Below are 13,733 nucleotides of genomic sequence, written 5' to 3'. Positions count from 1 at the left end.
GCGGCGGGGGCCGCCGCTCACGCGGGCTTCGCCACCATCTCCCGGGGCGGGAAGACGGCCTGCGCCGCCCCGGAGACCAGCGGAGACGCGTCCTCCTGGAGCCGGGCCAGCCGGGCCAGCCGCTCCGGCGTCCACCCGCGTCCCGGCGCCGAGTCGCGCACCAGGCACCAGACGGCCACGCGCCGGGCCTCCGCGCTCGCGCTCGTGGAGAGCCTCTCCTCCACTGCCTCCAGCTCTCCGACGGGCAGCCCGTTCACCACGTTGCGGCACGCCTCCAGCGCGTCCGCGTGCAGGTGCCCGGCCTCGCCCATGAGGGCCAGCCGCGCCGCCAGCTCCAGCGACGTCAGGGCCGCCGCCGCGCACCGCACGCGCAGCGGCGCCAGGCGGCTGTCCCGGGAGAGCACCCGCTCGGCCGCGCCCGCCGCCTGCATGTAGCTGGCGCGGGACTTCACGTTGAGGCCCAGCAATTGGCCCAGCGCCACGCTCAGCGCGCGCCGGTCCGGGGCCACCGAGGCCAGCATCCCCTCGAGCCGCTCCAGGTCGCGCTCGTTGGAGCGATGGAGGACGGCCTGCATGGCCGCGCTCACCTCGTCGTCATAGGGCGAAGCCAGCCGCGCGCCGCAGGCGTTGAGGAAGGTGCGCTCGGCGTCCTTCACGGCGAGGTACGCCGCGCGCCGGAGCAGGTCGATGCGGGCCTCCGGCTCCGGCCGCGCCAGCACCCGCCCGAGCAGCGCGGACAGCTTCAGGTCCGAGGCCGCGGTGAGCCGGTCCGCGGGGATGTCACCCAGGCGCGACGCCATGACCCAGTCCGTCCCCTCCACCGCGCGGGCGAAGACGGCCCACGTCGGCTCGCGGTCCAGGTGGTCCCAGAGCGCGCGCAGCATGGCGATGCGCACGTCCCGGTGCAGGCTCAGCCCATCCAGCTCCAGCAGCCGCTCGTAGGCGGCATCCGCGCGCAGCTCGCCCAGCAGGCGCACCACCTCCTTGGCGACGGTGACCTTCGTCAGCGGAACGGTGGCCAGCAGCGACAGCACGCGCGAGGGCGGCATGCCGTTGAAGGCCCGGCGCAGGCCGTAGATGGCGATGCGGGCACGAGCGTCCTCCAGGCAGCGCAGCAGCGTGGGCACGCCCTGGCCCTGGTCGCACCGCGCCATCACCCGGATGGCCTTCTCCTGCACGGCCAGCCGCGAGTCGTCCGCCAGCGCGCACAAGCCATCCATCGGCGCCCAGTCGAGCGCCGCGAGCGTCGCGGCGGCCCACAGCAGCGTCGGGGTGTCCCGCTCCCGGTCCTCGAACATCCGCCCCACGGCGTGCGAGTAGGTGGCGCACTGCTGCGCCGTCCACCGGAAGTAGCCGCCGTCGAACGTCAGCAGCCAGCCGGACTTCCCCGTGGCGAAGCGGCCGGTGATGACGGGCGCGCCCAGGTAGGGCGTCAGCAAATCTTGCCGCCGCTGGTGCAGGTACTGGTGCACCACCGGGAAGCACACGACGCTGGCGTCGGCCTTCAGCAGCGCGGGCAGGAACCGGTCGAAGGCGGCCCACGCCCGCTCCCGGAGCACCGTCACGGCGGCAGGGGCCTCCTTGCCCAGGCGCAGCGCCACGCGCTCCAGTCCGGAGGTGAGCTCGAGGTGCAGCGGCGTCCCCTCCTTCTCCGAGCTGGCCAGCGAGACGATTTCGGAGAACCAGCCCCGGTCGTAGAAGTGCCGCACGGCGGCGCCCACCGTGGCCTCGAAGCGCGCGCGGGCGTGCTTGGACATCCACTGGGTCATCCCCAGCGCCAGCCACGGCCAGGGCGTCTCGTTGCGCATGGACACGATGAGGTCGTCCAGGCCCGGCACCAGGCTCACCCGCGCGCCCAGGCTGTGGACCAGCTGCAGCAGCGGCTCGCCGCGCTCACGCTGCGCCCAGCCCTGGGCGATGGCGAGCAGCTGGGGTGCGGCGGCGCGGACCTCGTCGTCGGTGAGGTGCTCGCCCAGTCGGGGGTTGTGGAGCCTGCCGCGCTCCTTGAGGAGGGTGGCCAGCCAGGTGGCGCCCCAGGCGGGGTCTCTGGCGAAGGTGCGCAGCAGCAGCGTCTCGGCGAGCTGCGCCGTCGCGTGGGACAGGTCGGCCGCGTCCAGCGCGTCGCGCAGCATCCGGCCCACCGCCTCGGTGTGCTCGCGGCGCCACACGCGGCGGGGCCACCGCACGAGCGCGCCGAACATCGCCGCGCGCACCGGGTCCTGCTCGTTCTTCCGTGCCAGCACCAGGGGCAGGGCACGGTCCACCAGGGCGGGCTCGTCGGGGCGCAGCCCGGGGATGGCAAGCAGCGTGGCCAGCGCGGCGCCGCGCACGGTGCCCTCGGGGTGGCCGACGTAGGTCTTGAGGACGGAGTCGGCCTCCTCCCAGGGCAGCAGGCGCGCATAGTCCAGCCGCTGCTGGGGCCGGGTGCCCAGGGCCACCACCTCGTGGAGGTGCCGCCGCGCCTCGCGCTCGCGCAGGTCGATGGGCAGCGCATGCAGCAGCTCCAGGGAGATGACGCCGTCGCGGTTGCGCGCGGCGATGCTCCAGCGCGCGTACACGCGCTCACGCACGGGGGTGTCGGTGATGGACTTGAGCAGCTCCGTGCCCCAGTCGGGCGCCACGTCCACGGCGGCGCACCAGGCGTCCACGACGGTGCGGCGGGCGGACTCGGAGAGGCGGGTGAGCAGCGTCTTCGCGTCCCCCAGCGAGCCGGGCGCTTCACGGACGAGCCACGCGAGCGACTCCGTGCTCAGCCGGGACGCGAGGCGGGCGAACTGCTTCCAGAAGGCGGTGGCATGCTCATGCCGCCGCAGCAGCTCCAGGGCGGCCTCGGGCCGCTGGGCCACCAGGCAGCTCCAGGCGTAGGCCTCGGGCTGGATGCGCCGGGAGAGCAGCAGCTCGAAGAGCACCAGGGCGGACTCGGGCGCCTGGTCGGCGATGCGGGCCAGGTACGCGTTGAGGTACATGCGCGTCACGGGGTCGGGCTCGCCGGGCACGGCCCTCAGGCGCGCGGCGAGCACCTCCGCGAGGATGTCGGGGGCGTAGCGCGCCAGGCGGTTCCAGAAACGGTAGCCCGGCTTCTCCAGGGCCCGGGCGAGGTGCCGTCGGATGCCGCCGGGCGTGCCCAGGGGCACGGCGTCCGCGAAGTCGGGGACGTTGCTACGCGAGGCGAGCCAGTCGAGGTACACGTCGATGACGCCCTGGCGCTCCTGCCGCATGAGCCCGCGGAGGATGGCCCCCTCGCGCTTCATCGCGTAGGCCATCTTCAGGGCCTCCAACGCCTGGGCGTCGTCACAGGCGATGGCCACCAGCTTGAAGGCCAGTGAGCGGATGCGGGCGGACGCGTCGGACGTGGCGCGGAGCACGGCGGCGCCGTCGCGCCGGGTGTACTGGGCGGCGAGGGCCAGTCGCCGCTCGTACGCGTCTCCCTGGGACAGTCCCTCCAGGGCGGCATGGGCGCCCGGCTCCGTCGGTGCACGGCGGCCCAGCTCCACCATCCGGCGGATGCGGGCGGTGTGGTGGGTGGAGGACAGCTCGGCGCGCAGCTCGGACAGACGAATCTCGGCCATGGCGCGAAGGATGCCCGGCTCCGCCGTTTCCTGACAAACCGCCGGGCGCTCACGCACCGTGACTCAGTGCGTGGTCTCGGTGGCGCTGACGGGGGCGTCCGCGTGGGAGAGCGAGCGGGCGTGCTGGGCGAAGAGGTACCGCCGGACGGCGCCGCGGGTGAGCAGGCCGCAGGTGGGGCTTCCAGGAGGGCACGTGACGGGCAGGGCGTCCACGTCCTCCTGGTCCATCAGGCGCAGCGCGTGGCCCAGGTCCTCGTCGGGGGACAGCAGGGGCAGCTTGCGCGCCAGGTCACTGGCCACCAGCAGGGGGTACAGGGACTCGTCCCGCCACACCTCGCGCAGCTGCTCCACCTGCACGGTGCCGTAGACGGAGCCGGCCGTGTCCAGCACGGGCAGGGTGCCCGCCTCGGAGGTGAGCAGCAAATCCGTCAGCTCGCGCATCGGCGTGCCCGCCGGCACGGGGGGCAGGTGCGCCATCACCTTGCGCACGGGCGTGGCCTCCAGCAGGTCCGCGTCGCTCTGCGTCTTCGGCGCCTTGCGCTCGATGAGATAGTGGCAGAGGGCGGAGGCGATGGTGCACGTCACCATCAGCGGCAGGATGATGTCGTGGTTCCCGCTCAGCTCGTAGAGCATCATCATCCCGGTGAGCGGCCCGCGGTTGAGGGCGGCCACCGCGCCCCCCATGCCCACCAGGGCGTACGCGCCGCTGGGGCCGGTGCCCTCGGGAAAGAAGGAGTGCACCACCGTGCCGAAGGCGCCGCCCGCCATGGCGCCGATGACGGCCGCCGGGAAGAAGGTGCCGCCCGAGCCCCCCGAGCCGATGGTGATGGCGGTGGCCACCAGCTTCAGCACGCACGCGGTGACGAGGAAGAGCAGGGACAGCCGCCCCAGCGCCGCCAGGTTGATGTAGTCGTGCCCGCTGCCCCACACCGTGGGGCTGATGAAGGCGAGCACGCCCGCGCACAGCCCGCCCAGGCCCGCGCGCAGGGGCAGGGGACGGCGGCCCAGCCAGGGCGATAGCCGGCCCTTCCCGTGGCCCTGGAAGTAGTGCTCCGTCCCGTGCAGCATCCGCACGAAGGCGAAGGCCAGCAGCCCGCAGGCGATGCCCAGCCCCGCGTACGCCAGCACCTCGCCGCCGCTGACCAGCTCGTACGGGACGCGGCGGAGCATGGGGGCCTCGCCCAGCACGCCCTGGCTCACCAGGGTGCCGGCCACGCTGGCCAGGATGATGGGCGAGAAGACGCGCAGCTCGAACTCGCGGAGGATGATTTCCATCGCGAACACGGCGCCGGCGATGGGGGCGTTGAAGGACGCGGAGATGCCCGCGCCCGCCCCGCAGGCCAGGAGGATGGACAGCTCCCTGCGGCTGAAGCCCAGCACCCGGCCCACGCTGGAGGCGAACGCGGCGCCGCCATAGACGATGGGGCCCTCTCGGCCCGCCGAGCCGCCGCTGCCAATCGTTATCGCGGACGCCAGCAGCTTCAGCAGGCCCCGGTCCGCCGGAACCACGTTGGCGCCGGACTTCACCGCGCGCACCACCTCGGGCACACCGTGGCCGTGCGTCTCCGGCCTGTCGCGCAGCAGCCGGCCCACCGCCACGCCGCCCAGCGTGGGCGCCAGCAGCATCAGCCACCAGGGCAGGTGGGTCAGCGTCTCTGGCAGGTCGTGCGTGTGGGCGAACACGCTGTTGAGCGCGGCCAGGGCCACCAGCGGGTAGTAGAGGGACAGCGCGCCCAGGGCCAGCAGGGACAGCAGCCGCAGCCGGCGCTTCACCTCGTCGCGCGGGCCGCCGGGCTGGATGATGTGCGACAGCACCAGCGCGCCCAGCGCCACCGGCATGCCGATGATGGCGTACTCCGGATGCCAGCGCGCGGAGGCGAACGCGTCCCAGAGGGTGCGCAGCTGGCTGCGGCGCAGCGTGTGCGTCAGCTCGGCCGCTCCGAAGGTGAGCCCGCTCACCAGGCCGATGAGGTTGGCGAAGATGCCGGCGGCCAGCCCGCTGTAGAGCCCCACCACGGCGCCCGCCACCGGCAGCACCGACGGGCCCGGCAGCCGCAGCCGGTTGGAGGCCCCGAGCAGCGCATGGAGCGAGCGGCCCAGGAACGCCCGCAGGCGGACCCAGGCCGTGCGCTGGAGCGCGACTTCGGGCATGGGTGCATCGCCTGTCATTGGTGCTCCCAGTAACAGTCCTCTGACGGGAGCAGCAAGGGATGTGGCGCGGGTGTCGGGCCGGTGGCACTCCGTCCCGCGCGAGGGGCGTGTGCCGGCCTGGGGGGCAGCCGTCCGGCTTCGAGCGCCACCTCCTCCTTAGGGCGCGTAGCTGTGCGTGGGCAGGCGCGAGCGCACCAGCACCACCACGCCCGCCAGCAGCAGCCACGGCACCACGTGTGCCACCAGCAGGTGCGCCAGCGTCCCATCCGAGCAGTGGAGGTGGAGCACCAGCAGGCTCACCCCCGCCGCGGACAGGCCCGCCGCGAGCGCCCGCGCGGGCTGGAAGGCCGACCGGGACAGCAGCACGAGCGCGGCGGCCACGGGCAGCACCGACAGCAGCAGCTCCGAGCCCATGCACCCCATCGCCCCCGCCAGCAGCGGACGCACCCGGCCCTGCTGTCCGGAGCCGCCCACCAGCTGCACCGCGGCGACGCCTACCGCGCCCAGCGCCACCAGGCCCCACGGCAGCCGCCGCCATGTCGGCGCCACGGCCACCAGCGCGCCCCCGCCCACCAGCAGCAGGGTGAGCAGCGCCACCACCGCAATCACCAGGGGCGAGGCCAGGTTGCCCACCAGCCCGTCCCTGCCCAGCAGGAAGAGGCCTCCGAGGAACACCCCCGCGTAGACGGCCAGCAGCACCAGCAGCTCGCGCCACCAGGGCGTGGGCTTCGGGTGTGCGGCCAGCTCCTTCAGGGCGACCTGCCGCGCGGTCTCCAGCCTCGGGGCCGGCGCCGGGGACATGGGGGCGGTGCGAGCCGTCGGAGCCACCGGCGCCCCGCCCAGCACGTCGAAGCCGCCCACCAGGGCACGGCAGTCCTCACAGGAGGCCACGTGCGACTCCAGGTCCGCTGGCAGCGGCCCTCCCAGGGAGTCCATCACCCGCGAGCACTCCGGCTTCATTCAGTGGTCTCCTGATGCAGGGCGGCCAGCAGCTCGCGCAGGCGCGCGTAGCCACGGTGGGCGCGGACCTTCACCGCGCTCTCGGTGAGGTCCATGGCGTCGGCAATCTCCGCGAAGCTCATCCCCTCGAAGCGGTGGAGGAGGATGGGGATGCGCTGGCCCTCGGGCAGGGCGGCCAGGGCGCGCTGCACGGCCTGCTCAAGCCCGGCGTCGCGCGGGGCTGGCAGGTCGGCGGGGATGCTGGCGGGAAGCTCGCCCTCAGGCGTCAGCTCCTCCGGCCGCCGGCCCCGGCGCTGGAAGTCCCGCGCCGCGTTGGTGGCGATGGCGTAGAGCCACGGCTTGAAGCGGGAGCTCGGCTGGAAGCGTCCCCGGGCGCGCACCAGGGACAGGAAGGTGAGCTGCACCAGGTCCTCGGCCGAGGCCGGGCTGCCCGTCAGCCGCGCGAGGTAGCCGTGCACGGGGCGGGCGTAGCGCTGGAAGAGCGCGTCGAACGCCGTGGACTCCCCCTCGCAGAACCGCGCCATCAGCACCTCGTCGGACCCGGCGCCAACGGACTCGCGCACCGGCTCATCACCGGTACGCGCCGAGGCGACTTCGGGTTTCAGCGAGGAGGGCGGCAGTGGCACGCGCCGCGGATTCTATCCCGGGAAGGTAGGACAGGCGCGTTCCTGGCCGCCTGGCTGCTTACTGCCGCTTGAGCATCGCCTGGGGCGACGGCGCGGAGGTGGGCAGGTGGTCTGTGGCGGCGGCAATCGCCTCGCGCACCTTGTCTCCCGCCGCCTTGGCCGCGTCTCCGGCGGCCTTGGCCGCGTCACCCGCCGCGGCCCGGGCCGCGACGAGCTGCGCCCGCGCACCCGTGGCCCCCCAGAAGCGGGTGGGCGCCTCGAGCTCCGCGCGCTCCTCGGCCGTGTACTTCCGGAAGGCGTACTTCGTGGCCTCGGACGGCTTGCGCAGCCCCTCCACCACGCCCACCCAGGAGAGCGCCTTCAGCGAGTAGTAGCTGAGGTCCACCTCCCACCAGAACCAGCCCTGGTTGGCGGTGTTCTGGTGGTAGTGGTGGTTGTTGTGCCACCCCTCGCCCAGGGTGATGAGCGCCAGCAGCCAGTTGTTCCGGCTGGTGTCCGTCGTCTTGTAGCGGCGCTTGCCGAAGATGTGGCTCAGCGAGTTGATGGTGAACGTCCCGTGCCACAGGAGCGTGGTGCTGACGAAGAAGCCCCACACCAGCATGGAGAAGCCGCCGATGAAGTAGAGCGCCACCGCCAGCAGCACCGGCGGCACCAGGTGGAAGCGGTTGAGCAGCACCAGCTCCGGGAAGCGCGCGAAGTCCTTGATGGACTCCAGCTTCGTGTCCCCGTACTTGTCGCAGAGAATCCAGTTCATGTGGCTCCACCAGAAGCCACGCTGAATCGGCGAGTGGATGTCCTCCGCCTGGTCCGAGTACCGGTGGTGGTGCCGGTGGTTCGCCGCCCACCACAGCACGCCCTTCTGCGTCGACGTGGTGCCCACCAGGGCCAGGATGAACTGGAACACGCGCCCCGTCTTGAAGGCCCGGTGCGAGAAGTACCGGTGGAAGCCCGCGGTGATGCCCCACATCCGCACCACGTACAGGCCCACACACACCGCCACGTCCACGGGGTTCGCGCCCACCCAGAACACGGCGAGGCACATGATGTGGACGGCGAAGAAGGGGATGGAGGACAGCCAGTTGAGGCGCTCGTCGTCCGCGGCCACGGCAGGGGAGGATGTCGTCTGCAAAGGGAGCCTCGTGAGCTGGGGCTTGGAACCGAGCGCAAGCTGCTCAGTCCCTCCCAGCATCAACACCCCCTCCTGTCATGGCACTGTCAGGACGCCGCGGATTGGCGCAGCTCCGTCAACCAGGCTTCGAAGTCCGGGTGTCCATGCAGGGGCGCCAGGTCCTCGTCCGAGGCGGCATAGCCCCCGTCCCTGAACCCCAGCTCCGTGGCGCGGCGCAGCATCCGCACCGCGTCCGGCACGTTGCGCGCGCGCGCATAGGCGCATGCGGCGTCGTAGGCGATGGTGGCGCTGGGCGTGTGCTGGAGCGCCGCCTCGCTCACCGTGGCCGCCTCGGAGTACGCGCCGCGGATGAAGAGCACCCGCTCCGCGCAGGAGTACGCCGCCGCGGGGTCCAGGCTCGGGAGCCGCAGCGCCTCCTGCTCACGGCCCAGGCGGATGAGCGTGCCGGCGTACTCGTGGAGCACCGTGCGGTCCGACGACGTCTGCCAGGCCTGCTTCCACCAGTCGAGCGCGCGCCCGTCGTCGCCCACCAGCGAGAAGGCCGCCGCCACCGCGTGCGGCTCCACCGGCAGGCCCTGCACCTGAGAGAAGTGGTCCAGCGCCTGCCGGCCCTGGCCCTCCTTCAGCGCCACCCACCCCAGCATGTGGTGCGCGTGGCTGGCCAGCTGCGGCGTGAGGCCCTCCTCCGTCTCCAGCACCCCGGCGCTCAGCCGCCGCGCGTCGTCCATGCGGCCCGCGTCGAGCGCCACCTTCGCCTCGCGCAGCTTCTCCGCCAGCGGCCCCGAGAGGTTCGACACCCGGGCCTTCTCCCCGCCCCGCATCCCCTCCGCCACCACGCGGAAGGCCTGCACGCCGTACATGGCGAAGATGATGGTGAACAGCAGCGAGCCCGTCTTCAGGCCGAACACCACCGCCGCCACGCACACCAGCAGCGCCAGCCCCTGCGCCAGGATGAAGCCCTTCCGGGGGCCGAACATCCGCGTCGCCAGGGTGGTGGTGATGTGCCCGCCATCCAGCGGAAGCACCGGCAGCATGTTCAGCACCGCCCAGAACAGGTTGGCCACCATGAAGGTGAACAGGAAGAAGTCCAACGCGGGCGAGCGGCCCTTGAGCATCGAGTAGCCCACCCCGCTGGCGATGCCCAGCATCAGCCCGAAGAAGGGCCCCGCCGCGGTGATGAGCAGGTTGCGCTTCCAGGGCAGGGGGCCGGGCTCGTCGTTGGGGAGCGTGTGGCCCCCCATCCAGACCAGCGCGATGCTCGGCCGGTAGCCGAACAGCCGGCTGGCCAGGGCGTGCCCCATCTCATGGATGAGCACGGACACGAAGACGATGAGCATCCACGACAGGATGTAGACCACCATGGCGCTGGCGTGGCCGAGGGCGGGCGCCCCCTCCACCTGACGGAACGGCCAGCCGTCCTGGGCCGCTCCGATGGAGCCCCACGCAATCATGGCGGACACCAGCAGGTGGCTGGGATGGACTTCGACGGGAATGCTCCCGAGGCGAAAGCGGAACATGGGGACCGACCTTAACGGTTAAGTGCGGGCCGCGCAGGCCGATAGACGCCTCCTGCAACCTCCCGGTCAATCCGCTAGGTTCCCCGCCCTTCATGCCGCAGCTCGGTCCCTACTCCCTGCCGAACCCCTACATCCTCGCCCCCATGGCGGGGGTGAGCGAGATGCCCTTCCGGGTCATCGCCTTCCGCCTGGGCGCCGCCCTCTGCCCCACCGAGCTCGTCAGCTCCCAGGGCCTGATGCGCGCCAACCAGCGCACCCTCAAGTACCTGCGCTACGACGCCCAGGTGGAGCGGCCCTACTCCCTCCAGATTTATGGCGGCGAGCCGGAGGCCATGGCCCGCGCCGCGGAGGTGGGCAAGGCGTCCGGCGCTCAAATCATCGACATCAACATGGGCTGCCCGGTGAAGAAGGTGACGAAGAACGGCGCCGGCAGCGCCCTCTTGTGCGACGTGCCCCGCGCCGGCGCCATCGTCCGCGCCATCCGCGAGGCCACCGGGCTGCCCGTCACCTGCAAGATTCGCTCGGGGTGGGATGCCCGGAACCGGAACTACCTCCAGATGGCCGCCTCGCTCCAGGAGGCCGGCTGCGCGGCGCTCGCCATCCACCCGCGCACCCGCGAGCAGGGCTACTCGGGCCAGGCGGACTGGAGCGTCATCGCCGACCTCAAGCGCCACTTCCCGGAGCTGCCCCTCATCGGCAACGGGGACGTGAGGACGCCGGAGGACGCCCGGCGCATGCTGGAGAGCACCGGCTGTGACTTCGTGATGATTGGCCGCGCGGCGCTGGGCAACCCCTGGATTTTCCGCGAGCTGCTGGGCGGCCCGCCCGCCACCCCGCGCGAGCGCTGCGCCCTGGTGCTCGAGCACCTGCGCGCGCACCTGGACTTCATGGGGGACCCGCTGGGCGCGGTGCGCTCCTTCCGCAAGCAGCTGGCGTGGTACGCCCACGGCCTGTACGGCGCCGCCGCCTTCCGCGCGGAGGTGAATGCGCTGGACCTGCCCTCCGCCGTGGAGGACTGCGTGCGCCGCTTCTTCGACTCCGCGGACGCGGACCTCGCCGGCCCCGACGGCGAGCAGGACGTGGACTACCGCGCGGCGCTGGGCTGAGCGCGCGCCTTCCGGGCTGGAAAAACAGAAGGCGCGGCGCCTCCAGTCGAGGTGCCGCGCCTTCGTGCTTCAGACGGCTACGTCCGTGGCCGGATTACAGGCTCGGCTTGTACGTGGAGACGGCCCACGCCATGCGCGCGACCTGGCCCGCGCTGAACGTGTTCATGCAGGCGTCGTCGGTGTAGTCCATGAAGTTGTAGATGGGGTCCGCACCGGCGGCCGCGCAGGTGTCGCGGTTCGCGGGGCAGCCGTACGCGGCGGAGGCCTCGGCCGGCGTGTCGTCCACGGAGTCGCCCGGGTTGTTACAACCGCCCTGGAACGTGTGGTACAGGCCCAGGTAGTGGCCGACCTCGTGCGTGGCCGTGTCACCCAGGTTGTACGGGGCCGCGCTGCCGCCGGGCAGCGAGCTGTGCAGGAGCACCACGCCGTTCTGGTAGTGGCTCTCCGCGTAGGACCAGGGGAACACGGCCCAGCCCAGCAGACCCTGGCCGGGGCCCGCGGTGTAGATGTTCAGCGTCGTGGCCGGGCTCTTCGCCAGCGTCTGCTTCGCCACCGTCTCGTTGCGCGAGCCGGGCGTCATGCTGAACCACTTCGAGTTGCTCGTCCGGTCGATGGACACCGTCTGGAACTGGAAGCCCTTGCCGAGGTACGCGTCGTTCAGGACCTTCAGCTGCGCGGCAATCTGCGCGTCCGTCACGTTGCCGGTGGTGCCGTTGGTGATGACGTGCCACGCCACGTTCACCATGTTGTCCGCCTGGGCCCGCGTCTCGAACTTCTGGGCCTCCTCCGGCGTCGGCGAGCGGCGGGCCTCGGAGGGACCGAAGTCCACCGTGGCGCACGAGCCCACCTTGTTGTCGTTGAAGAACGCCTCGTCGATGACCTCTCCACCGACAATCTGGAAGTCGGCGGCGTCGGCCGCGGGCTTCGGCTCCTCGCTCTGGCAGGCGGTCAGGCTCAGGGCGGTAGTCACGGCAACGACACTCGACCACATCTTCTTCATGGATGAGACTCCTGGAGCGAGCAGCCGAAGTCGGTATTCCCAAGAAAATGGGAGGCCCGGCCGGCTGTTCCCGCATCAGGCAGCTAATCGACCGGTGAAGTCAAGACCGTGCCAGCAGAATTTTACCATTAATCCTGTAATTATTGTAACGCGGCTGCAATAAGTGCCCTGTCTCAGGGCACCTCATTGACCTGGATTCAGCCAGCGTCGCGAGCCTCTGTCCCATTTTCGGACACCGACCTGGGGACCATTGCAGAATCCGGGGGAATCAGCTTTCGCCCGGTAGCCACGGCTTTAAACCAGGCGCAGGCGGGGGTGGGGCGGCGCTCCAGCGTGTCGAAGTCCACGTGGTACAGGCCGAAGCGCGGCCCCCAGGCCTCCAGCCACTCGAAGTTGTCGAGCAGGCTCCAATAGAGATAGCCGCGCACGTCCACGCCATGCGCCCGCGCGGCCAGCACCTGGGCCAGGTGCGAGTGGAGGTAGTGGGGCCGGCGCGCGCCGCCGCGGTCATCGATGCCGTTCTCCGTAATCCACACCGGCCGCCCGTAGCGCTTCACCTCGCGCAGCGTCTGGAGGAAGCCCTCGGGCCAGTCCTCCCAGCCGATGTCGGTGAGGCCGCGGCCCCGCGTGTCGCGGTACTTGAACTCGATGAAGGGCGGGCGCGGCACGAAGCGCAGGTGCGCGCGGGTGTAGTAGTTCACCCCGATGAACTCCGCCGAGTCCCGCGCGGCGGGGATGTCCACGCGCGTGGAGGCCACGCCCGGCATGGTGATGCGCAGCTTCCCGCTGGCCAGCGCCTCGTGGAAGGCGTGGTTGTAGGCCTGGGCGCTCAGCCGCACCAGCGCGCGGTCCATCGGGTGCCACCACCGGTCCGGCGCGAAGGCGAGCATGTTCTGGGAGATGCCCAGCTCCACGCGGCCCAGCCGCGCCAGCAGCTCCTCGCGCGCGGCCACGTGCGCGCGCACCATGTTCTCCAGCGCCCGCATGGTGAGGTTGCCATCGGCGATGCCTGGTGGGATGGCGCCCTGGAGGTAGCCGCCCAGCAGCAGCACCATCGGCTCGTTGAAGGAGATGATGAGCGCGTCCAGCCCCTCGAGCAGCGCCGCGCACTGGCGCGCGTACTGGCGGAAGGCGTCCACGCTGGCTGGCAGGTGCCACGGCGTCTCGCGGTGGAACCAGGTGGGGTGGGTGAAGTGGTGCAGTGTCACCACCGGCCGCAGCCCCCGGGCCTTCATCTTGAGGAGCCGCTCGCGGTACGCCTCCAGCACCGCGCCGTCGTACCGCCCGCGCTCGGGCTCGATTCGCGCCCACTCCAGGGAGATGCGGAACGCGGTGGCGCCCACCGCGCGCGCCAGGCCGTAGTCCTCCTCGTAGCGGTTCCAGTGGTCCACCGCGCGGCCGCAGCGGGCGTGGGGCTCCTTCAGCTTCCCGGCGCGCTCCCACTCGGCCCAGTCGTTCTCGATGCCGCCCTCCACCTGGTACGCCGACGTCGCGACGCCGAAGGTGAAGTCCGCGGGGAAGGTGGCCAGCTCGGTGGTTCGCGTGGCGGTGGGCTCGGAAGTGGGCTCGGTGGTGGGCACGGAGGCGCTCATGGTGGTGGCGCACCGTAGACCCCACCCTCCACCGCGAAAAGCGTCCCGTGCCACATGCCTGTAGGCCGCGTGCGCCGCCGCGC

At 72.0% G+C, this 13,733-nt stretch carries 9 protein-coding genes; 1 reads left to right on the top strand and 8 read right to left on the bottom strand.

The window, feature by feature from the left end; translation table 11 throughout:
- Positions 1 to 17: 17 nt before the first annotated feature.
- From LXT23_RS30315 to LXT23_RS30290, 6 genes are all read right to left on the bottom strand, one after another.
- Positions 18 to 3,569 (bottom strand): hypothetical protein, encoded by a 3,552-nt coding sequence (locus LXT23_RS30315; protein ID WP_253983828.1) that lies wholly within the window; start codon positions 3,567 to 3,569, stop codon positions 18 to 20.
- Positions 3,570 to 3,632: 63 nt separating this feature from the next.
- Positions 3,633 to 5,720 (bottom strand): chloride channel protein, encoded by a 2,088-nt coding sequence (locus LXT23_RS30310; protein ID WP_253983827.1) that lies wholly within the window; start codon positions 5,718 to 5,720, stop codon positions 3,633 to 3,635.
- A gap of 156 nt (positions 5,721 to 5,876) precedes the next feature.
- Entirely contained in the window at positions 5,877 to 6,680 is an 804-nt protein-coding gene (locus LXT23_RS30305; RefSeq protein ID WP_253983826.1) for an NrsF family protein, read from the bottom strand.
- Positions 6,677 to 7,306 carry an RNA polymerase sigma factor gene (locus tag LXT23_RS30300; protein ID WP_253983825.1) on the bottom strand — a complete coding sequence of 210 codons (630 nt, stop codon included), beginning with the start codon at positions 7,304 to 7,306 and terminating at the stop codon, positions 6,677 to 6,679. The genes LXT23_RS30305 and LXT23_RS30300 overlap by 4 nt, the downstream gene beginning before the upstream one ends.
- Before the next feature lie 58 nt (positions 7,307 to 7,364).
- Positions 7,365 to 8,435, bottom strand: coding sequence for an acyl-CoA desaturase (locus LXT23_RS30295; protein ID WP_253983824.1), 1,071 nt, complete (start codon positions 8,433 to 8,435; stop codon positions 7,365 to 7,367).
- Between the two features lie 86 nt (positions 8,436 to 8,521).
- On the bottom strand, positions 8,522 to 9,952 hold the full coding sequence (locus LXT23_RS30290) for a TPR end-of-group domain-containing protein (RefSeq protein ID WP_253983823.1): 1,431 nt from the start codon (positions 9,950 to 9,952) through the stop codon (positions 8,522 to 8,524).
- 92 nt (positions 9,953 to 10,044) lie between these two features.
- Here LXT23_RS30290 and dusB point away from each other — a divergent pair, with 92 nt between their 5' ends.
- Positions 10,045 to 11,058, top strand: a complete 1,014-nt coding sequence (gene dusB / locus LXT23_RS30285) for a tRNA dihydrouridine synthase DusB (RefSeq protein WP_253983822.1) — start codon at positions 10,045 to 10,047, stop codon at positions 11,056 to 11,058.
- 94 nt (positions 11,059 to 11,152) lie between these two features.
- Here the strand turns inward: dusB and LXT23_RS30280 are convergent, their stop codons facing one another.
- Both LXT23_RS30280 and LXT23_RS30275 read right to left on the bottom strand, forming a co-directional pair.
- Entirely contained in the window at positions 11,153 to 12,058 is a 906-nt protein-coding gene (locus LXT23_RS30280) for a zinc metalloprotease (RefSeq protein ID WP_253983821.1), read from the bottom strand.
- Between the two features lie 197 nt (positions 12,059 to 12,255).
- On the bottom strand, positions 12,256 to 13,650 hold the full coding sequence (locus LXT23_RS30275; protein ID WP_253983820.1) for a glycoside hydrolase family 1 protein: 1,395 nt from the start codon (positions 13,648 to 13,650) through the stop codon (positions 12,256 to 12,258).
- Between the last annotated feature and the right edge of the window lie 83 nt (positions 13,651 to 13,733).

Origin of the sequence: Pyxidicoccus xibeiensis (assembly GCF_024198175.1) — a bacterium.
Lineage (GTDB): Bacteria > Myxococcota > Myxococcia > Myxococcales > Myxococcaceae > Myxococcus > Myxococcus xibeiensis.
This window is presented reverse-complemented; position numbering and strand designations above follow the sequence as displayed.

Bases quoted from the DNA above. Each gene is read 5' to 3' on its own strand.
- LXT23_RS30315 (WP_253983828.1), bottom strand. From the start codon at position 3,569: ATGGCCGAGATTCGTCTGTCCGAGCTGCGCGCCGAGCTGTCCTCCACC.
- LXT23_RS30310 (WP_253983827.1), bottom strand. From the start codon at position 5,720: ATGCCCGAAGTCGCGCTCCAGCGCACGGCCTGGGTCCGCCTGCGGGCG.
- LXT23_RS30305 (WP_253983826.1), bottom strand. From the start codon at position 6,680: ATGAAGCCGGAGTGCTCGCGGGTGATGGACTCCCTGGGAGGGCCGCTG.
- LXT23_RS30290 (WP_253983823.1), bottom strand. From the start codon at position 9,952: ATGTTCCGCTTTCGCCTCGGGAGCATTCCCGTCGAAGTCCATCCCAGC.
- dusB (WP_253983822.1), top strand. From the start codon at position 10,045: ATGCCGCAGCTCGGTCCCTACTCCCTGCCGAACCCCTACATCCTCGCC.
- LXT23_RS30280 (WP_253983821.1), bottom strand. From the start codon at position 12,058: ATGAAGAAGATGTGGTCGAGTGTCGTTGCCGTGACTACCGCCCTGAGC.
- LXT23_RS30275 (WP_253983820.1), bottom strand. From the start codon at position 13,650: ATGAGCGCCTCCGTGCCCACCACCGAGCCCACTTCCGAGCCCACCGCC.